General features: G+C 51.5%; 17 protein-coding genes, 1 other RNA gene and 1 pseudogene. 16 read left to right on the forward strand and 3 right to left on the reverse strand.

From position 1 onward, the window contains the following. Positions 1-176 precede the first annotated feature (176 nt). From rprA to IB214_RS13030, 4 genes are all read left to right on the forward strand, one after another. An RNA gene (gene rprA, locus IB214_RS13015) (antisense sRNA RprA) lies at positions 177-284 on the forward strand. 182 nt (positions 285-466) lie between these two features. After that, entirely contained in the window at positions 467-1021 is a 555-nt protein-coding gene (locus IB214_RS13020; RefSeq protein WP_117343019.1) for a type IV secretion protein Rhs, read from the forward strand. Next, positions 1018-1374, forward strand: a complete 357-nt coding sequence (locus tag IB214_RS13025; protein ID WP_117343018.1) for a putative T6SS immunity periplasmic lipoprotein — start codon at positions 1018-1020, stop codon at positions 1372-1374. Before IB214_RS13020 ends, IB214_RS13025 begins: the two co-directional genes overlap by 4 nt. Before the next feature lie 2 nt (positions 1375-1376). Next, positions 1377-1865, forward strand: a complete 489-nt coding sequence (locus IB214_RS13030; protein WP_117343017.1) for a type VI secretion system tube protein Hcp — start codon at positions 1377-1379, stop codon at positions 1863-1865. Between the two features lie 220 nt (positions 1866-2085). Here the strand turns inward: IB214_RS13030 and IB214_RS13035 are convergent. Beyond that, positions 2086-4461 (reverse strand): annotated as a pseudogene (locus IB214_RS13035) (glycoside hydrolase family 3 N-terminal domain-containing protein). 272 nt (positions 4462-4733) lie between these two features. On the opposite strand from IB214_RS13035, the gene IB214_RS13040 reads away from it, so the two are divergent. The 7 genes from IB214_RS13040 (at position 4734) to IB214_RS13070 (ending at position 12422) form a co-directional block, all read left to right on the forward strand. Next, entirely contained in the window at positions 4734-5090 is a 357-nt protein-coding gene (locus tag IB214_RS13040) for a YdiL family protein (protein ID WP_117343016.1), read from the forward strand. 47 nt (positions 5091-5137) lie between these two features. Continuing rightward, a complete protein-coding gene (locus tag IB214_RS13045; protein ID WP_117343015.1) occupies positions 5138-6349 on the forward strand; it encodes an MFS transporter in 1212 nt (403 codons plus the stop codon). 239 nt (positions 6350-6588) lie between these two features. Next, positions 6589-7824 carry an MFS transporter gene (locus IB214_RS13050; protein WP_117343014.1) on the forward strand — a complete coding sequence of 412 codons (1236 nt, stop codon included), beginning with the start codon at positions 6589-6591 and terminating at the stop codon, positions 7822-7824. A 21-nt stretch (positions 7825-7845) separates the two neighbouring features. Further along, positions 7846-8712 carry a quinate/shikimate dehydrogenase gene (gene ydiB / locus IB214_RS13055; protein WP_115258641.1) on the forward strand — a complete coding sequence of 289 codons (867 nt, stop codon included), beginning with the start codon at positions 7846-7848 and terminating at the stop codon, positions 8710-8712. A gap of 35 nt (positions 8713-8747) precedes the next feature. Beyond that, a complete protein-coding gene (gene aroD / locus IB214_RS13060) occupies positions 8748-9506 on the forward strand; it encodes a type I 3-dehydroquinate dehydratase (RefSeq protein WP_117343013.1) in 759 nt (252 codons plus the stop codon). A 155-nt stretch (positions 9507-9661) separates the two neighbouring features. Then, complete coding sequence (locus tag IB214_RS13065; protein WP_115258642.1) at positions 9662-11257, forward strand: acyl CoA:acetate/3-ketoacid CoA transferase; 1596 nt, start codon at positions 9662-9664, stop codon at positions 11255-11257. A 13-nt stretch (positions 11258-11270) separates the two neighbouring features. Beyond that, positions 11271-12422 carry an acyl-CoA dehydrogenase gene (locus tag IB214_RS13070; RefSeq protein ID WP_115258643.1) on the forward strand — a complete coding sequence of 384 codons (1152 nt, stop codon included), beginning with the start codon at positions 11271-11273 and terminating at the stop codon, positions 12420-12422. A gap of 53 nt (positions 12423-12475) precedes the next feature. Here the strand turns inward: IB214_RS13070 and IB214_RS13075 are convergent, their stop codons facing one another. Further along, a complete protein-coding gene (locus IB214_RS13075; RefSeq protein WP_115258644.1) occupies positions 12476-13366 on the reverse strand; it encodes an AraC family transcriptional regulator in 891 nt (296 codons plus the stop codon). A gap of 507 nt (positions 13367-13873) precedes the next feature. On the opposite strand from IB214_RS13075, the gene IB214_RS13080 reads away from it, so the two are divergent. From IB214_RS13080 to fadK, 5 genes are all read left to right on the forward strand, one after another. Beyond that, complete coding sequence (locus tag IB214_RS13080; protein WP_117343012.1) at positions 13874-14638, forward strand: electron transfer flavoprotein; 765 nt, start codon at positions 13874-13876, stop codon at positions 14636-14638. Between the two features lie 21 nt (positions 14639-14659). Beyond that, on the forward strand, positions 14660-15595 hold the full coding sequence (locus IB214_RS13085; protein ID WP_117343011.1) for an electron transfer flavoprotein subunit alpha: 936 nt from the start codon (positions 14660-14662) through the stop codon (positions 15593-15595). 57 nt (positions 15596-15652) lie between these two features. After that, positions 15653-16942: an FAD-dependent oxidoreductase gene (locus IB214_RS13090; RefSeq protein ID WP_117343010.1), complete on the forward strand. Its 1290-nt coding sequence runs from the start codon at positions 15653-15655 to the stop codon at positions 16940-16942. Further along, a complete protein-coding gene (locus IB214_RS13095) occupies positions 16939-17232 on the forward strand; it encodes a ferredoxin family protein (protein ID WP_115258648.1) in 294 nt (97 codons plus the stop codon). Before IB214_RS13090 ends, IB214_RS13095 begins: the two co-directional genes overlap by 4 nt. A gap of 81 nt (positions 17233-17313) precedes the next feature. Then, the gene (gene fadK, locus IB214_RS13100) at positions 17314-18939 is read left to right on the forward strand and encodes a medium-chain fatty-acid--CoA ligase (protein WP_117343009.1); all 1626 of its coding nucleotides are present in this window, start codon (positions 17314-17316) and stop codon (positions 18937-18939) included. 93 nt (positions 18940-19032) lie between these two features. Here the strand turns inward: fadK and ppsA are convergent, their stop codons facing one another. Continuing rightward, on the reverse strand, positions 19033-21411 hold the full coding sequence (gene ppsA / locus IB214_RS13105; protein ID WP_117343008.1) for a phosphoenolpyruvate synthase: 2379 nt from the start codon (positions 21409-21411) through the stop codon (positions 19033-19035). Positions 21412-21604: the final 193 nt, after the last annotated feature.

Consider the following 21604-nt stretch of genomic DNA (forward strand, 5'->3'; position numbering starts at 1 on the left):
CAGGCGGCATCGCCGCCTGATTGTTTAACGCTGCTTATTGATGCTTCAGCACTCATTGCCCCAATCCCACGCCTCCTGCCTTAAAACCCTCATTTGTGTCGCAATTTCTTTACAGTTTTTAAACTATTGAGATGAATCTGATCGACGTGAAAAATCGACATGCCTACTATTGTCTCAAGGCTTTAGATCAACACATTGATTTATAAGCATGGAAATCCCCTGAGTGAAACAACGAATTGCTGTGTGTAGTCTTTGCCCATCTCCCACGATGGGCTTTTTTTTGCTCTCACATTCAGTAAAAACTGCAGGAATATTAAGAAAACAGGTCAAAACGTCCCCGGATACTTGCCCAAAGCTGATTAATCATTGTATTCATTTATCATATTTACACCACTCATTCATTATATAAACAATTGATTTTATTGATCATAACGCCATAATACCTCTTCAGCATGGAGGGTTTGACATGAAATATCCTTATCCCAATTCGGTTAACTGGAAAAGAACAAACGAAGGTGGCATAAGACGGTTAAGGCTGGGTGAGATTAACCTTGCAAGCTCACTGTATGGTTTCAGTATCCATTACAATCAAGTATGGATTCACTTAGAAAGCTACCTTCCCTTCAATCTGCAAAATTCTGGGCAAGCTATGACGCCGAATGGGGAGATGTGGTTTCGCCCAGAAAAATATGAACATGATTTTTCTATTGCGCCGGTAAAATCTCAGCACCTTTTCTTACATGAAATGATGCACGTTTGGCAGCATCAAAAGGGAATGTGGGTAAGGTTTCGTGGGTCTATGTCATGGGCTGCCGATTACACATATAATTTAGATAAACCTAACCTGCTTAATTACAGTTTAGAACAACAGGCAAGTATTGCTAGTGATTATTGGTTACTTAAACACTATGGTTTTTACGGTCACAGTAGTTTGTACATGTTAAGGGATTATAACCCATGCGAACCAGATAACATGGTATTAGCCAAGTATGATAAAGTTCTGGGGCCGTTTCCATCATGAATAAATCATTAGTGATTCTTCTTTTGGTGTTTAGCTTGACAGGCTGTCCCGGCGGTAATCATGAGGGTGCTGAATTTGGGGATCGTCAATCCATTTACATTGACAATCCACACATTTGCTTTTCAGTAAATCAGAATGATGTGTTAAGTAGATACACACTAGAGAGATATGGGAAAGAAAATAAGCAATTACTGATAGGGGAAAGAGTCAAACTAACCTACCCCGACACCTGCTTTAATGTAGCTTTAACAAGCGGTGTAAGTTATGCAGTTAGTTATATGTTAAACGGCAAAAATTACTATGATTCATTCATTATTGATATTGATGGGATTATTCACCAACTAGGGGAGTAAAAATGTCCTTACCCGCTTACGCTTATTTATATGATGAGAATGGTGTCCAGATCACAGGAAACTGTAAAGTATTGGGCAGGGAAGGCTCTATAGAAATAATGAGCAGTAGTTATGGTGTTTCTCAACCAGTGAGTTCACACACAGGTAGAATGGAGGGAACAAGACAGCATGAAGCTTTTACTATTCATAAACAGACAGACAAAAGCAGCCCTATATTAGCCAATGCGGTTTGCTTATCTAAACGCTTTCAGCAGATGATTATTCATTATTATGAAGCCAATGACGCAGGTATAGAAAAAGAAATATACAGAATAACGCTTGGTGATGTGGTAGTCATGTTCGTCAACGCATCTCATACTTACACCCCTGGTTCTAATAGTCCTAACATGATTGAAAGTATCGGATTTAGATTTAACAGTATTGAGTGGTTTTATCTTGATGGATTAATTAAATATGATGATGCGTGGAGTAAAACACCCCAGCAAAAGTGAATAAATACCAAGCCGGGACTGAGAGCCCACAAGCAGAATATCGCAGGCAGCTCAGTACAGGAAGAACCACTGAACCTTTTCCAGAAAAGAGCGATAAGATGAGTACTTATAGTAACGGCAGTTTTGAAGATTTAGGATGTGATTCGCCAAAAAAAACCTAAACATTCTGCCTGCCGTTTTTGTTGATTCATGTGAACCTGCGATGAACCCTATTTAACATTTACTCGCAGCTCACCACGCAGCGGCTCATCATCTGCCAATTCTTCGGCATAATCTGTAGCGTACCAACCACATTGACCGTCGTGCTCGCCCAGATGTTCGCAGATGAATTCCCGACCATCAGGTCGAACTCGCCAGGTTCAACCACCCGTTTGCCATCCCGGCGGGTGAAGTTAAGCATATCCACCGGCACATAAAAGGTCAGCGTCGCGCGTGCACCGGGCTCCAGCGTGAGGCGTTGAAACGCTTTCAGCTCTTTAACGGGGCGTACCATCGAAGCCACTTTATCGTGGACATACACCTGCACCACCTCACTTCCCCTGCGCTCGCCACGGTTACTTAACCTTACCTGCAAAGCAATCTCGCCTTCCACTGGGACATCCTTCGCCAGCGCTGCTACCTCCTCACAGGCAAACTCGGTCCAGCCTTTGCCGTAGCCGAAGGGATAGCGGGATCCAAAGTGGAACGCAAACGGCGTTCCGCCGCTTTTCAGTTTGTGATTGTAGTAATAGGGCATAGCACCTGCGCTTTTCGGCACGCTAACCACCAGCCTGCCCAGCGGCTCAGCCCGTCCGGTCAGCACATCGGCAATAGCCCAGCCACCTTCCTGACCCGGCGCCCAGGCCCCTAACAGCCCGGCGACATGGTCCTCCAGCCCCTGCAGGTTGTATGGCCTACCGCCTGTCATCACCACAACAACCGGTTTACCCGTCGCCACCAGAGCCTCCAGTAGTTGTTGCTGTACACCCGGCAGAGTGAGGCTGTCTGTATCCGAGCCTTCTCCCACCGTGCCGCTCTGGAAAAGTCCGGCCAGATCGCCGACACAGACCACCACCACATCGTTGCGACGGGCGACGGCAACCGCTTCAGGAATCAAACGTTGGTCAGTGGAGACCGGGGAGGACTGCATCAGTTTGCCACTGCTGTCACCGGGAAACACCGGTGCGCCCGCCAACCGTTTCTCTATGATATGACAGCCCTTCGCATAGTCGATATGGTCATCGCCCAAATAGTGGCGCAGCGCGGACAGCGGGGTCGTCACCTGCACGGCGCTGTCGGCCATATCGCTGATGATCAGATGCACCGGGAAGCTGTAACCACTGAGCAGCGCCAGCGGATCGTCCGCCGTGGGGCCGATCACCGCAACGCGCGGTCTGCCCTGCAGCGGCAAAATACCGTTATTTTCCAGTAGCGTTATCGAGCTAGTGGCAACATCACGCGCTGCCTTGCGTGCCTCATCGGACTGTAGGTCAATCGCGGATACATCGGTATACGGCTGTTCGAACAGGCCAAGTCGGAATTTCTCCGTCAGGATGCGGGAGACAATCTCATCGACTTTGGTCATGGTCATCAGTCGACGCTCAACCGCCGTAGCTAAATGGCGGGCGCAGTCGTCTTTCGGCAACTCAACGTCCAACCCGGCATTAAAGGCCAGCGCTGCAGATTGCGCAGCATCATGCGACACGCCATGATGCTGATGCAGCAAACTCACACCACCGTAATCCGCCACAATAATCCCATCAAATCCCCATTGCTCGCGCAAAACGGTGGTTAACAGATAATTGTCACTGTGCCCCGGCTGGTTATCAATATCATGATAGGCAGGCATTACCGATCCGGCATTGGCCAATTTAACCGCCATCTCGAACGGCAGCAGGAAGGTATCGTTAAGCTCACAGAATCCCAGATGCACGGGCGCATGGTTGCGCGCACCTTCGCTGAACGAATGCCCGACATAATGCTTCAGCGTCGCCAGCACATCGCGTTTTTCGCCCTGTAAGCCCTGCACATAGGCACAGGCCATTACCCCCACTAGCCATGGATCTTCACCAAAGGTTTCTTCCGTCCTACCCCAGCGGACATCGCGTTAGACATCCAGCACCGGTGCCAGCCCCTGGCGGCATCCGGTTGAACGCGCCTCCAGGCCAATCTGCCTGGCGGCACGCTTGACCAGTTCAGGATCCCAGGTTGAACCGTAGTTCAGCGACGAGGGAAACAGGGTGGCACCTTTACATAACAACCCCACCAGGCACTCCTCATGAAACAGCGCGGGAATGCCCAGTCGCGTCTCTTCCACTAACATCTTTTGTAAACGATTCGCCGCCCGCACGCCCGTTTTTGCCTCAACGATATGGGTACCCAGCGGGCGCGTAATCTGTCCAACACCCATTCTCAGTCGCTCGGTGAGTGCCGCCTGACCGCTCACACCGGCAAACTCGTCACTCATGTCGCTGCGTTCCCGGTGGTCGCCCTTTTCAGATAGCACCAACCAGTAAGCATGCATTTGCGCGAATTTCTCTTCAGGTGTCATGCGCGCCAGCAAATCAGCCACGCGTTCGTGCACCGACCGTTTTGCATCCTTGTAAATACTCATCATTGTAACTCCCCTCTCTCCATCAACCATTGCTCTGACAAGTATCGAGAGGCGCGACAACGTGAACAATTGCGGAAATAGCCAGTGGAATTATGTTATTTAGTTAATGTGATCGGCCGCAAGGGGTGATTTACTCGCGACCTGAAAGGTCAATCCCCGTCGTATTCACAGATCAATAACAAATAATATTGCACAAGATAGTGTGACTCTCTTCAAGTCGAAATATCCGCAGTAATGTTATTACTACTCCACCGTTTTTATTAAGTGATGACATGATGAACGCATTCGAATTGCAGGCATTCCGCCACCTTTTTGCGCTATCGATTGAAGAAAGTGCGATTTATATTGCAGGTGATGGCAATGTTACCGCCTGGCAACAATGGGAAAATGGTGATCGTGATATACCAGAGATCATTGTGCAGCACTGTGCAGAAATGAAAGCAAAGCGCAAATTGCGAATTAATGCCATCATCGAAAAAATCAACAATCGTATTGGTAATAATACGATGCGTTTTTTCCCCGACCTGATGTCTTTTCAGGCGGTCTATCACGACGATAATTTCCTCGACTGGAAAATTTATCAATCGACGGCAGTTGAACTTTTTGCCCATGACCTCGAGCGTTTGTGCTAGGAAACCGCGACGCCACACCCTTTAGCCTCTTCGCTGAGTAACACATTATGAAAAATACCTATTTCTCCACTGCGATAGGGCTGTACCTTAATTATCTGGTACACGGTATGGGGGTCATTTTGATGAGCCTCAATATGTCCTCACTGGAACAACAGTGGCAAACCAATGCGGCAGGCGTGTCGATTGTCATTTCTTCTCTCGGCATTGGTCGATTAAGCGTCTTATTACTGGCGGGTTTACTCTCCGATCGCTATGGGCGCAGGCCGTTTATCCTGCTCGGCATGACCTGCTATCTCTGTTTCTTCGTGGGTATTATCAATACGCACAATATTTACATTGCCTACGCGTTTGGTTTTTTAGCCGGGATGGCGAACAGTTTTCTCGATGCGGGAACTTACCCCAGCCTGATGGAGGCATTTCCCCGCACCCCCAGCACCGCGAATATTCTGATTAAAGCCTTTGTCTCCAGCGGCCAGTTCCTGTTGCCGATGGTCATCAGCCTGTTGGTGTGGGGCGAATGTTGGTTTGGTTGGTCCTTCCTGCTGGCGGCAGGCATCATGATTTCCAACGGCATATTTTTATTTCGCTGCCGATTTCCTGCGCATCCGGGACGCCAACCCACCGTCAAGGAAGCACCCGAAACAACGATGGCTACGCATCGTTGTTCCCTGATCGATCTTGGCAGCTACACCCTGTACGGCTACATCTCAATGGCCACCTTTTACCTGGTGAGCCAGTGGCTGGCTCAGTACGGTCAGTTTGTCGCTGGCATGTCCTATACGTTATCCATCAAGCTGTTGAGCGTTTACACGTGCGGTTCGCTACTGTGCGTGCTGATCACCGCCCCGCTGGCGAGGAAGGCCGAACGCGCACCGACGCTGTTAATGCTTTACACCTTCATCTCGTTTATTGCTCTGCTGGCGGTCTGCCTGCACCCTACACCAACGGTGGTGATCGCGTTTGCTTTTGTCATCGGTTTTTCATCTGCTGGCGGCGTGGTGCAAATCGGGCTAACGCTGATGGCGGCGCGCTTCCCGCATGCCAAGGGTAAAGCCACCGGGATCTATTACAGTGCGGGCAGTATTGCCACTTTCACCATTCCCTTGATTACGGCAAAACTCTCACAATCCAGCATTGCCCATATCATGTGGTTTGATACCGGCATGGCTGCCATCGGCTTCTTGCTGGCACTGTTCATTGGTTATCGCAGCCGCATGGCGACAAAGTATCCATTAAAAATGGCGCCACTCGCCGAATAGCACGGATGCAATATTGTTCCCCCCGTCTGCAAAATAATTTGCGGACTATTTAAAACAACAGCAAAACGGCAACAGGAAGAATTAATTTCACACTTTGCTATGCAATATACCTGGTCACTTAAGCGTCATGCTATGTAGGTACAGCATCCGTCACTCGGTATAGTAATGACATCATCATCGCAATCAATATTATTACGATGAAAACTAACCCTATTAAAATCTGCAAGGAGTTATGCGAAATGTCTCAGAGCAAGGCTTTTAATACGCCATTTCTTCTGGCAATAACCTGTATTTATCTCAGTTATTTCCTGCATGGCATTAGTGTCATTACGCTGGCACAAAACATGACTTCCCTGGCAGAGAAATTTTCCACCGACAATGCGGGGATTGCCTATTTAATTTCCGGTATCGGATTGGGCCGCCTGGTCAGTATTTTATTCTTTGGCGTACTCTCCGATAAATTTGGTCGTCGGGCTATTATCCTGTTAGGCGTCATTCTTTATATGCTGTTCTTCTTCGGTATTCCCGCCAGCCCAAATCTGATGATTGCTTTTATTCTGGCGGTTTGTGTGGGCGTCGCCAACTCCGCGCTGGATACCGGTGGCTATCCGGCGTTAATGGAGTGCTTCCCCAAAGCGTCCGGTTCGGCGGTTATTCTGGTGAAGGCGATGGTGTCTTTTGGGCAGATGATCTACCCGCTCGTTGTCAGCACCATGTTATTGAATCATATCTGGTACGGCTATGCCGTCATTGTCCCGGGCATCCTGTTCGTGGTGATTACCTTAATGCTGCTCAAGAGTCGCTTCCCCAGCCAAGTGGTGGACGCAGGCGTGGCGAAAGATCTGCCGCAGATGAACAGTAAGCCGCTGGTGTGGCTGGAAGGTGTGGCATCAGTGATGTTCGGCGTGGCCGCATTTTCAACCTTTTACGTCATCGTGGTGTGGATGCCGAAATACGCCATGGCTTTTGCCGGGATGGCCGAAGCCGACGCGCTGAAAACCATCTCTTACTACAGTATGGGTTCCCTGGTCTGCGTGTTTATTTTTGCTGCACTGCTGAAGAAATTAGTCCGTCCGATCTGGGCCAACGTCTTTAACGCCGGGCTGGCAACGATTACAGCAGCGGTTATCTATTTGTACCCCTCGCCGCTGGTTTGTAACGCAGGCTCATTTCTCATCGGGTTCTCTGCCGCTGGCGGTATTTTACAACTGGGCGTCTCGGTGATGTCGGAGTTCTTCCCGAAGAGCAAAGCCAAAGTCACCAGCGTTTATATGATGATGGGCGGCGTTGCTAACTTCATTATCCCGCTGATCACCGGATACCTGTCTAACATCGGCCTGCAATACATTATTTTGCTCGATCTGGTCTTTGCCCTGCTGGCATTTATCACGGCCATTATCGTCTTTATCCGTTACTACCGCGTATTTGATATACCCAAAAACGATGTGCGGTTGGGCGAACGTTATTTTCAATAAAGAGTTCACAAGGAGTTAAAAATGGATGTTACTGCAAAATATGAACTGATTGGCCTGATGGCCTACCCCATCAGACACAGCCTGTCGCCAGAAATGCAAAATAAGGCGCTGGAAAAAGCCGGACTGCCGTTTACCTATATGGCATTTGAAGTCGATAACACAACCTTTGCGGGTGCCATTGAAGGGTTGAAAGCGTTAAAGATGCGCGGTACCGGCGTCTCGATGCCCAATAAACAGCTGGCGTGCGAATATGTCGATGAATTAACCCCAGCCGCTAAACTGGTCGGTGCCATCAATACCATCGTCAATGACAATGGCTATCTTCGTGGCTACAACACCGACGGCACCGGCCATATTCGCGCCATTAAGGAAAGCGGCTTCGATATAAAAGGCAAAACCATGGTACTGTTGGGCGCGGGCGGTGCATCGACCGCGATCGGCGCACAGGCCGCCATTGAGGGCATTAAAGAGATTAAACTGTTTAACCGTCAGGATGATTTCTTTAGCAAGGCGCTTGAGTTCGCCAAACGCGTGAATGAAAACACCGACTGTGTGGTGACCGTTATCGATCTGGCCGACCAACAGGCGTTCGCCGAGGCTCTGGCCAGTGCAGACATTTTGACCAACGGCACAAAAGTCGGCATGAAACCACTGGAAAACGAATCCATTGTTAGCGATGAATCGCTCCTACGCCCGGATCTGCTGGTAACCGAATGCGTCTACAATCCGCATATGACCAAGTTACTGCAGCAGGCGCAGCGTGCCGGTTGCAAAACCATTGATGGTTACGGCATGTTGTTATGGCAAGGTGCTGAGCAGTTCAAATTGTGGACCGGGAAAGATTTTCCGCTGGAATACGTTAAGCAGGTTATGGGGTTTGCCGCCTGACGGGCAACAATCTGTGAATTTTTAAAGGGTAATCAATGAAAACCGTAACCGTAAGAAACCTCGTGATTGGCGAGGGTGCGCCGAAGATCATTGTTTCGTTAATGGGTAAAGACATCGCCACGGTAAAAACCGAAGCGCTGGCCTACCGCGACGCGGACTTCGACATCCTGGAATGGCGTGTTGACCATTTTGCCGATGTCTCTTCCACTGACGCGGTGCTGGAAGCGGCCCGCACAATCCGCGACGTGATGAGCGATAAGCCGCTACTTTTCACCTTCCGCAGCGCCAAAGAAGGCGGTGAACAGGCGCTGTCTGTTGCAGACTATATTGCGCTTAACCGTGCGGCGGTGGATAGCGGGCTGGTGGATATGATCGATCTGGAGCTGTTCACCGGCGATGAACAGGTCAAAGCCACCGTCGAGCATGCGCACGCGAAGCAGGTCTTGGTGATTATGTCGAATCATGATTTCCACAAAACACCGGCAGCAGAAGAGATTATCCAGCGGCTGCGTAAAATGCAGGAGCTGGGCGCAGATATCCCGAAAATTGCGCTGATGCCACAAAACAAGACAGATGTCCTGACGCTGCTTAGCGCTACGCTTGAGATGCAGGAGCACTACGCCGACCGCCCAATCATTACTATGTCGATGGCCAAAACCGGCGTAATTTCGCGACTGGCGGGTGAAGTTTTTGGTTCTGCGGCGACCTTTGGTGCGGTGAAAAAAGCCTCAGCGCCCGGGCAGATCTCGGTTTCCGATTTGCGCAGCGTACTGACCATTTTACATCAGGCTTAATAACAGAATATTTCTGTACTGTTTTAAATACCCCCCTGCCCTGTTATTCATATCATTTTGAATATCGGGCAGACGGTTAGTTATTTTTAAAATAAATAAATTTCTTTTATCGAATAAAACGATAGGCAGCCTCACGCCTGTAACCTGGAGTTTATATGAAACTTAACAGACCTGAACGTATTAACGGTCGGGTGCCGGTATTATCGGCAGCGGATGCAGTTGATTATATTCCTGATGAAGCCACGCTCTGCGTATTAGGCGCCGGCGGCGGTATTCTGGAGGCCACCACATTAATTAGCGCACTGGCCGAAAAATATAAAACCTGCCAAACTCCGCGTAATTTATCGCTAATTAGTCCGACGGGATTGGGCGATCGCGCCGACCGGGGTATTAGCCCGTTGGCACAAGAAGGATTGGTCAAATGGGCGCTATGCGGACATTGGGGGCAATCACCGCGCATTTCCGATTTAGCTGAACAAAATAAAATCGCCGCCTATAACTATCCTCAGGGCGTATTGACGCAAACGCTGCGTGCAGCCGCAGCCCACCAGCCGGGTATTCTGAGTGATATTGGGATCGGCACGTTTGTTGACCCCCGCCAGCAGGGCGGCAAGCTCAATGACGTAACCACCGACGATCTGATCAAACTGGTGGAGATAGACAACAAGGAGTACCTCTACTACAAGGCCATCGCGCCCACCATCGCCTTCATTCGCGCTACTACCTGTGACAGCGAAGGCTACGCCACTTTTGAGGATGAGGTGATGTACCTCGATGCGCTGGTGATTGCCCAGGCCGTGCATAACCACGGCGGCATCGTCATGATGCAGGTACAAAAAATGGTCAAGAAAGCCACCTTACACCCCAAAGCGGTGCGGATCCCGGGCTATCTGGTGGACATCGTGGTGGTTGACCCTGATCAGACCCAACTGTACGGCGGGGCGCCGGTTAACCGTTTTATTTCCGGCGACTTTGTCCTTGATGACAGCCAGCAAATCGCCCTGCCGCTCAACCAGCGCAAACTGGTGGCCAGGCGCGCCCTGTTCGAAATGCGCAAAGGCGCGGTGGGTAACGTTGGGGTCGGTATCGCTGACGGTATTGGTCTGGTTGCTCGTGAAGAAGGCTGCGCCGACGACTTTATTCTGACGGTCGAAACCGGCCCAGTGGGAGGGATAACCTCGCAAGGCATTGCCTTCGGTGCCAACGTTAACACCCGTGCCATTATGGATATGACCACGCAGTTCGATTTCTACCACGGCGGCGGTCTGGATGTGTGCTATTTGAGTTTTGCTGAAGTGGACAGCCACGGCAACGTCGGCGTACATAAATTCAATGGCAAGATTATGGGCACCGGTGGATTTATTGATATTAGCGCCACTTCCAAGAAAATTATTTTCTGCGGCACACTCACTGCCGGAAGTCTGAAAACAGACGTCGCCGACGGCAAGCTGAATATTGTCCAGGAAGGTCGGGTGAAAAAATTCGTCAGTGAATTACCTGAAATAACCTTCAGTGGAAAAATTGCTCTCGAACGCGGATTAGAGGTGCGTTACATCACCGAACGTGCCGTCTTTACCTTAAAAGAGGATGGTCTCCATTTGGTAGAAATTGCCCCCGGCGTTTCTTTGCAAAACGATATTCTGGACAAAATGGATTTCGCCCCGGTTATTTCCCCTGAGTTAAAACTGATGGACGAAAGATTATTTATCAATACCCCCATGGGTTTTGTCTTGCCCGACGCAGCCAATTAAAAGGAGTACCCTAATGGACTTTTCGTTAACTGAAGAACAAGAGCTGCTGCTTGCCAGCATTCGCGAACTGATCACCAGCCATTTTCCGGAAGAATATTTCCGCACCTGCGATCAGACCGCCACCTACCCAAAAGAGTTTATGCGCGCCCTTGCGGATAACGGTATTTCGATGCTGGGCGTGCCGGAAGAGTTCGGCGGCATACCGGCAGATTATGTCACCCAGATGCTGGCGCTGATGGAAGTGTCAAAATGCGGCGCTCCGGCATTTTTAATCACTAACGGGCAGTGTATTCACAGCATGCTCCGTTTTGGTTCCGCCGAGCAGTTACGCAAAACGGCGGAAAGCACCATGGAAACCGGTGATCCCGCATATGCGCTGGCGTTAACCGAACCGGGTGCCGGATCTGACAACAACAGTGCCACCACCAGCTACACGCGAAAAAACGGCAAAGTGTATCTCAACGGGCAAAAAACGTTCATTACCGGTGCTAAAGAGTACCCGTACATGCTGGTACTGGCCCGCGACCCGGAGCCAAAAGATCCGAAGAAAGCCTTTACGCTGTGGTGGGTCGATTCCAGTAAACCGGGTATTAAGGTGAACCCGTTGCACAAGATCGGCTGGCACATGTTAAGCACCTGCGAAGTCTACCTCGACGACGTTGAAGTTGACGAAAGCGATAGGGTTGGTGAAGAAGGCATGGGCTTCCTCAACGTAATGTACAACTTCGAAATGGAGCGGCTGATCAACGCCGCACGCAGTACCGGCTTTGCCGAGTGTGCCTTCGAAGATGCCGCGCGTTATGCTAATCAACGAATTGCCTTCGGCAAGCCGATCGGCCACAACCAGATGATCCAGGAAAAACTGGCGTTAATGGCGGTTAAAATCGAAAACATGCGTAATATGGTGTTGAAGGTCGCCTGGCAGGCCGATCAGAAGCAATCACTGAGGACCAGCGCTGCGCTGGCAAAACTGTACTGCGCGCGTACGGCGATGGAAGTGATTGACGACGCGATTCAAATTATGGGAGGACTGGGGTATACCGATGAGGCTCGCGTGTCCCGCTTCTGGCGCGACGTACGCTGTGAGCGCATTGGCGGCGGCACGGATGAAATCATGATTTACGTTGCGGGCCGTCAGATCCTGAAAGATTACCAGAACAAGTAAGCGTTAATGGCCCGGTAGGCGTCAAACTTACCGGGCACGCAGAAAACCGCTAATTAGATCTCCGGCATCAGGCATTCCTGCTCAAGCAGATTGTTTTTAAATTGCTTGCGATACTCGCTGGGCGAGCAGCCTACGTGGCGCTGAAAGAGTTTGGCAAAGTGATCGACATTTTCATATCCCACTCGCCACGAAATTTCTGCCAGTGATGATTCGGTATTGGTCAGAGAAAATTTAGCCTCCGTCATTCGCCGCTGAATAACATAATTAATCGGTGAGATCCGATACTCTTTAGTAAATTCATGACAAATGTAACTAACGCTGGCGCGAAATTTTTTTGACAACTGTTCAAGTGTAATTTTTTCCCGAAAGTTGTTATTTAAATACACCAGCACATCTTTAATTAAGATATCTTTTTTAATATATCCCTGCTCCGAACGGTACGCATTTTTGAAATTTTCATAATACAGCACGGTTAACGCATAGGCGAAAGCTGCGTAAGCCGTCGAGGTCGGGTTATTTTTGCTTCGTGGCAGCATAATACTCAGTTCATTAAAAATACTTTTAATCACCTCCTTTCCCTGTCCGACGCTGATAACCGGGCACGAATGCGCCTGCAGCAGTTGGTTATCCTGCCAGCCGTTAAAGCGGAATCCTGCCAGTGCGCAAGTGTAGGTGGTAGCCGGTGCGCTGCTGTCAGACGCGACCGCATGCAGCCTGCCTTGCTCTATCACCACAATATCGCCGGCGTGGGCAACATACAGTGACGAGTCGATAATGAACCTGGCGACACCTTTTTTGACATAAATGAGCTCGGTTTCATTGTCATGGACATGGTGGCCTGACTCCCAGTTCGGATCGTCGCTGATGACGAAGCGTGAAAACACAGGGGTTTTCCCCTGCTCAAAAAGGGTTTCCATGGCATTATCAAAACATCGTTGATACATGACAACCTCCACCTTAAGACCGGATAATTTTGGATGAATAATAGCGATGAAATAAAGAGACTGAGCATGTTATACAACGTTATTTCACCCTGAAGAAACAAAATTATTGGGGCCTCCTGCAAGATGGTACGCATAGTCAACAGGCATTATCCGCACAGCTTATTAACGTTTTAAAATTAATAAAAAGCATAAATGTTATTATTTAGCCGTCAATTATTCACATAACAGAAACATAAATAATCATATGTTGATTAAAAACATGATGCATTTCGCAATTTTCACATCCTGCGCGTTTTTTCTGTTTATTGCCGCCCCCCATGACGTTTAATCAGCGCTTATCAGTAAAGCGTCCGGTCGACACTTTTTTTTGCAAGATTGTTGGAAACGAAAACAGATTGTCCCGTCGAAAATGCCCCTCACCTGCCGCACACTAATTTCAGTCAACTTTCCCTACTGCCGATAATGACGCTCCCCGTCATCATCTGAACATGATTCACCGGAGATGCCATGAAAATAGTCACCTGCTTTAAGTTGGTCCCTGAAGAACAGGACATTGTCGTTACCCCTGAGCGTTCGCTTAATTTCGACAGAGCCGAAGCCAAAATCAGCCAATTTGACTTAAACGCCATCGAAGCCGCAGCGCAACTGGCTGCAGAAAGTGACGAGATCGTCGCCTTAACGGTTGGCGGCTCGCTGTTGCAAAACTCCAAAGTGCGTAAAGACGTCTTGTCCCGCGGGCCGGACAGCCTGTTTATGGTCCAGGATGCGCAACTGGAACATGCACTGCCCAGAGATACCGCCCAGGCGCTGGCCTGCGCCGCAACAAAAATCGAATGTGACCTGATGTTATTCGGCGAAGGGTCGGGCGATATCTATGCACAGCAGGTGGGCTTGCTGGTAGGCGAACTCCTGCAGTTGCCCGTCGTCAACGCGGTGAGCAAGATTGAACGTCACGGTGAGCGGATTCTGGTCGAGCGCACGCTTGAGAACGAGATCGAAGTGCTTGAACTCCCGCTCCCCGCCGTGCTTTGCGTCACGTCAGATATCAACACGCCGCGCATTCCGTCAATGAAAGCCATTCTTGGCGCCGGGAAAAAAGCCGTCACCCCCTGGCAGGCCAGCGATATTGGCTGGACGCCTGTGCCGCCGTTAGCGGAACTGGTGGCAATAACGGTTCCGCCACAAACCGAGCGTAAACGCATCATTCTGGAAAATGATTCAGCGGACGCCATTGCTGAACTGGCCGACCACCTGAAAAAAGCCCTGAATTAAGCCCAACGGAGAGAAAACATTATGAGTAAATTAGCCAACGTCTGGGTATTTAGCGATAACGCTGAACGCTACGCAGAATTAATGACCGGCGCGCGTCAATGGGGTGAACAGGTCCATATCATTGTGCAAGGTAGCGAGCAGGCAAATCAGGTTCTGCCGCTGGGGGCCGATAGCATTATCGTGCTTGAGCAATCTTCCGGCTTACAGCGCATTGAAAACTATGCCGAAACCTTCACTTCGCTGCTGCAAGATCACAACGGTTTACTGCTGATGCCCGCCACCAAGCGCGCGAAATCCCTTGGCGCGCGTCTGAGCATTCAACTCAATGCGGCGATGGTGAATGACGCCACCTCGGTAAGTCTTGATGCTGGCGCACTGTTCGTTGAACACCGCATGTATGGCGGTCTGGCATTCGGTAAAGAAAAACTCAATAGCGCGCTGGCCATAATCACGCTTGCATCCGGCGTACTGGAGTCGAGCGAGGCCAACCCGGCACACACCTGCCCTGTTACCGCTGCGCCGTACATCCCCCCTCGCCATGAAATTATGTGTCAGGAGCGTCGCGCCAAACCCCTGAGCAGCGTGGATCTCAGCAAAGCCAAACGCGTGGTGGGCGTCGGCCGCGGTCTGGTGGCACAAGCCGATCTGGAGATGGTACATAAACTGGCGGCCGTGCTGGGCGCAGAGGTCGGTTGTTCCCGTCCGATTGCTGAAGGCGAAAACTGGATGGAGCGCGAACGCTACATTGGCGTTTCCGGCGTGTTGCTGAAATCTGACCTGTACCTGACGCTGGGCATCTCCGGACAAATCCAGCATATGGTCGGCGGTAATGGTGCAAAAGTCATCGTCGCCATCAACAAAGATAAAAAAGCGCCGATCTTTAATTATGCCGATTACGGCCTGGTGGGCGATATCTACAAAGTTGTGCCGGCCCTGATCGAACAGTTAAGCCGCTAACCCCCCTCATTTAATCCACATCTCCCGCTGCGCTCGCGGCGGGAAGGGAGCATAAGCATGTCAGATGAAAAATTTGATGCCATTGTGGTTGGTGCTGGCGTGGCGGGAGCGGTCGCTGGCTACGTAATGGCAAAAGCCGGACTGGACGTACTGGTCATCGAGCGCGGAAACAGTGCGGGCAGTAAGAACATGACCGGCGGGCGTCTCTATGCACATAGCCTTGAAAGCATCATGCCAGGATTTGCCGAGGAAGCGCCTGTCGAACGCAAAGTGACGCGCGAAAAAATCTCTTTTCTAACCGAAGAAAGCGCCGTCACGCTCGATTTTCATGGTGAAAAAAACACGGCCGCAACGCAGGATTCGTACACGGTTTTACGCAGCCGTTTTGACCCGTGGCTAATGGATAAAGCCGAACAGGCCGGCGCGCAGTTTATTCCAGGCGTACGCATCGATGCATTACTCCGCGAAGGTAATAAGGTTACGGGCGTTCAGGCCGGTGACGATGTTCTGGAGGCTAACATCGTCATCCTCGCTGACGGCGTCAACTCCCTACTCGGTCGCTCGCTCGGCATGGTCCCGCCCGCTTCAGCACACCACTACGCCGTCGGCGTTAAAGAGTTGATTGGCTTGCCGCCCGCGGTCATTGCAGACCGTTTCAATCTTTCGGGCAACGACGGCGCAGCCTGGCTGTTTGCCGGTTCCCCGTCAAACGGCTTGATGGGCGGTGGTTTTCTGTACACCAATCAGGATTCAATTTCTCTGGGCCTGGTTTGTGGGCTGGGCGATATCGCCCACGCAACGAAGAGCGTTCCACAAATGCTGGAAGACTTTAAGCAGCATCCAACCATTCGTCCGCTGATTGCCGGGGGTGAACTGCTGGAATATTCGGCGCATATGGTGCCAGAAGGCGGCCTGGCAATGGTGCCTAAACTGGTCGATGACGGTGTGATGATCGTCGGCGATGCCGCCGGCTTCTGCCTGAATCTGGGGTATACGATCCGCGGTATGGATTTGGCCATTGCCTCCGCAGAGGCTGCGGCGAAAACGGCTATCGCGGCGAAAGAACGCCAGGATTTCTCCGCCAACAGCTTGATGGAATACAAGCGCTCCCTCGAGCAGGGTTGCGTCATGCATGAGTTGCAGCATTTTCGCAAGATCCCGGCACTGATGGAAAACCCACGTCTGTTCACCCAGTACCCGCGCATGGTGGCGGATATTATGAGCAAAATATTCACCGTTGACGGACGTCCGACGCCCCCAATGCGCAAAAGGATCATGCCCCATGTAAAACGCATTGGGTTAATGAACTTACTGAAAGACGGCATTAAGGGAGCGACCGCGTTATGAACCAGAACAACACCGTGAACGTTGACGTCAAGCTGGGCGTCAATAAATTCAACGTTGATGAAGGACATCCGCACATTATTCTGGCCACCCACCCGGATCTGAACGAGTTTCGCAAACTGCTCTATGCCTGCCCCGCCGGACTGTACAAGCAGGACGAGGCCGGAAATATCCATTTTGATTCCGCCGGATGTCTGGAGTGCGGAACCTGTCGGGTGCTGTGCGGCGAAACAATACTTGAACAATGGACGTACCCGCTCGGCACTTTTGGCATCGATTTTCGTTATGGATAACGGATATTGCCAGTTGCAGGCCGGATAAGGCCCAGTCGCCGTCCGGCAAGACGTATGCCGCAATCATCCAGGGACAAAGCAATGAGTGTCAGATTAACGTTTAACGCCGAGCGTCGTCATGCCTGGCGACAGCAAGGACTGTGGGGTGATGCCTCACTGGGCGATTACTGGAGCCAGACCGCCCGGGCCGTACCGGATAAAATTGCCGTGGTCGATAATCACGGCGATGCCTACACCTACGCCGCACTCGACCGCGCCGCCAGCAGCCTGGCCACCTGGTTTTTAGCCAGCGGCATTCAACCCGGCGATCGTGTGGCCTTCCAGTTGCCGGGCTGGTGTGAATTTACCGTGATTTATCTGGCTTGCCTGAAAACTGGTGCCGTTTCCGTACCGCTACTGCCTGCCTGGCGCGAAGCAGAGCTGGTATGGGTGCTAAACAAATGCAAGGCGAAGCTCTTCTTTGCGCCAACCCTGTTTAAACAGACTCGCCCGGTGGATCTGATCCTGCCCTTACAGAATCAGTTGCCGCACCTGCAACAAATTATTGCCGTGGATAAACTGGCCCCGGCAACTGCTTCGCTGGCGCTAAGCCAGCTTCTGACCTCCCCCCAGTTAACCCACACCGTTAGCGTGCACGCCGACGCGTTAGCCGCCGTGCTGTTCACTTCCGGCACAGAGGGTATGCCAAAAGGAGTAATGCTGACTCATAACAATATTCTCGCCAGCGAACGCGCCTACTGCGCCCGCCTTAACCTCAACTGGCAGGATGTTTTTTTAATGCCTGCACCGCTGGGGCACGCCACCGGTTTTCTGCACGGTGTCACGGCCCCCTTTTTAATCGGCGCACGTAGCGTGCTGCTGGATATATTTACCCCAACAGCCTGTCTTGAACTACTGGAGCAACAGCGCTGTACCTGCGTCCTCGGCGCCACGCCCTTCGTCTATGACATGCTGTGCTGCGTGGAAAAACGGCCTTACGACCTCTCATCGTTACGCTTTTTCTTATGCGGGGGCACCACCATTCCGCAGAAAATTGCCCGCGAGTGTCAGCAGCGCGGCATTAAGTTGTTAAGTGTTTACGGCTCGACCGAAAGCTCACCGCATGCAGTGGTGAATCTCGATGATTCGCTTTCCCACATGATGAATACCGACGGCTACGCCGCTGCGGGCGTTGAAATTAAAGTGGTTGACGAGGCACGTAATACGCTGCCGCCTGGCGTGGAGGGCGAAGAAGCCTCGCGCGGGCCGAACGTGTTTATGGGCTACCTTGATGAACCCGAAATGACTGCCAGAGCACTGGATCAAGACGGCTGGTACTACAGCGGTGACTTATGCCGTATGGACGAGGCGGGCTACATTAAGATTACCGGACGTAAGAAAGATATTATCGTGCGCGGTGGCGAAAATATCAGCAGCCGTGAGGTTGAGGACATTTTATTGCAGCATCCGCGTATTCACGATGCCTGCGTGGTGGCAATGCCGGACGAGCGTTTAGGGGAAAGGTCGTGCGCTTACGTGGTGCTTAAACCGCCACATCACTCGCTGTCGCTGGAATCGGTGGTGGCCTTCTTTAGCCGCAAGCGGGTAGCAAAATACAAATATCCAGAACATCTGGTGATTGTCGATAAACTACCACGCACCGCCGCCGGTAAAATTCAGAAGTATCAACTTCGTCAGGATATTATTCAGCGCCTGAGCAAGGTATGAATGCCGGATGGCGACGCTCTCGCGCCTTATCCGGCCTACGAATAATGCTGACCGTAGGCCGATAGGGCATTTAAGCCGCCATCCGGCAGGGTATTACTTGTTCAGTTCCGCAAGGCTCAGCCAGGTCTGTACGACGGTGTCCGGGTTCAGCGACAGGCTGTCGATCCCCTCTTCCATCAGCCAGGCCGCGAAGTCTTCGTGGTCAGAGGGGCCCTGACCGCAAATACCCACGTATTTACCCTGTTTCTTGGCCGCGCGAATCGCCATCGACAGCAGCGCTTTCACCGCGTCGTTACGTTCATCAAACAGTTCAGACACCACGCCGGAATCACGGTCCAGACCCAGCGCCAGCTGCGTCATGTCGTTCGAGCCGATAGAGAAACCGTCGAAGTACTCAAGGAACTGCTCAGCCAACAAGGCGTTGGATGGGATCTCACACATCATGATGATCTTCAGCCCGTTCTCACCACGCTTCAGACCCTGACGAGCCAGTTCTTCCACCACTGCCTTGGCCTGCGCCACGGTACGCACAAACGGCACCATCACTTCAACGTTAGTCAGTCCCATCTCGTTGCGCACACGTTTCACCGCGTCACATTCGAGTGCGAAGCAGTCGCGGAAGCTGTCTGCCACGTAACGGCCTGCCCCGCGGAAGCCCAGCATCGGGTTCTCTTCATGCGGCTCGTAACGCTCGCCGCCGACCAGGTTGGCATACTCGTTGGACTTAAAGTCTGACATCCGCACAATGACGCGTTTTGGATAGAACGCCGCACCCAGCGTCGCGATCCCTTCGGTCAGACGACCGACGTAGAATTCACGCGGCGAATCAAAACCTTTCATCATTCCGCGGATTTCGTTTTGCAGTTCCGGCGTCTGGTCATCAAATTCCAGCAGCGCGCGAGGATGCACGCCAATCATGCGGTTGATGATAAATTCCAGACGCGCCAGCCCGACACCTTCGTTTGGCAGGCAAGCGAAGTCGAATGCACGGTCCGGGTTACCGACGTTCATCATCACCTTCAACGGCAGGTCCGGCATCGTTTCGACGCTGGAACTCTTAACGCTAAAGTCGAGCATATCGGCATACACGTAGCCGGTGTCACCTTCGGCACAGGAGACGGTCACATTCTCGCCTTCCGTGATGCGATCGGTTGCATCACCACAGCCTACTACCGCCGGGATCCCCAGTTCACGGGCGATGATTGCCGCGTGACAGGTACGACCACCACGGTTGGTGACAATCGCCGCCGCTTTTTTCATGATCGGTTCCCAGTCCGGGTCGGTCATGTCAGTAACCAGCACGTCACCAGGTTCAATGCGGTTCATTTCGCTGATGTCATGAATGACTTTTACCGGACCCGCACCGATGCGGTGGCCGATAGCACGGCCTTCAGCAATGATTTTGCCCTGCGCATGCAGCGTATAACGCTCCATCACCTGGCCGCGAGAACGAACGGTTTCCGGACGCGCCTGCACAATAAACAGCTTGCCGGTGTGACCGTCTTTCGCCCATTCGATGTCCATCGGACGACCGTAGTGCTTCTCGATTTGCACCGCCTGCTTCGCCAGTTCCTGCACTTCCTCGTTCGTCAGTGAGAAAATATCGCGCTGTTCCTGCGGCACATCTTCGATCGTCACCTGTTTGCCGTGTTCCTGGGTCGGCGCGTAGATCATGCGGATTTTTTTCGAACCCATGGTGCGACGTACGATAGCCGGACGGTTAGCCGCCAGGGTCGGTTTGTGCACATAGAATTCATCCGGGTTAACGGCACCCTGCACCACCATTTCGCCCAGGCCCCATGCGGAGGTGATAAACACCACCTGATCGAAGCCAGATTCTGTGTCGATAGAGAACATGACGCCCGAAGAGGCCAGGTCGGATCGCACCATCCGCTGAACACCAGCAGAAAGCGCTACGCCGCGGTGGTCATAACCCTGGTGCACACGGTAAGAAATTGCACGGTCGTTAAACAGCGAAGCAAAGACGTGCTTGATGGCCACCAGCACGGCATCAAAGCCCTGGACGTTGAGGAACGTTTCCTGCTGACCGGCAAATGAAGCATCAGGCATATCTTCTGCGGTGGCGGAGGAGCGCACGGCAAAAGAGGCATGGGCATCGTCCGCGGAAAGCTGCGCGTAGGCATCACGGACGGCATTTTCCAGCTCAGGCTGGAAAGGAGTGTCGATAATCCACTGGCGGATCTGCGCCCCGGCTTTGGCAAGCTCGGTGACATCGTCGATATCCGTTTTATCCAGCAGTTCATAAATGCGCTGGTTTACACCGCTTTGCTCCAGAAACAGGTTAAACGCATCGGCGGTCGTTGCAAAACCATTCGGTACGGAAACACCCATACCTGAAAGGTTAGTAATCATTTCACCCAGGGAGGCATTTTTGCCTCCAACTCTGTCTACATCATTCATGCCGAGTTGGTTATACCAAAGCACCAGCGGTGACGAGCCATTGTTGGACATCGAACAATCCTTATATATGAACGAGGTTAGGAAACTCAATTTTGCGTAATTATCTTTGCATATTTACCGCGGCGAAAAAAACGGTGAATCGTTCAAGCAACTTTATTTTTTATTTTTTCAGATTGTTTCCGCATTTGCGCAAACCCGCGAGCGGCACGGGATCACCACAAAAACAGTCGGTCTAAACATTCGT

The sequence above is a fragment of the Citrobacter sp. C1 genome (genome assembly GCF_014596895.2).
Taxonomy (GTDB): Bacteria; Pseudomonadota; Gammaproteobacteria; order Enterobacterales; family Enterobacteriaceae; genus Citrobacter; species Citrobacter gillenii.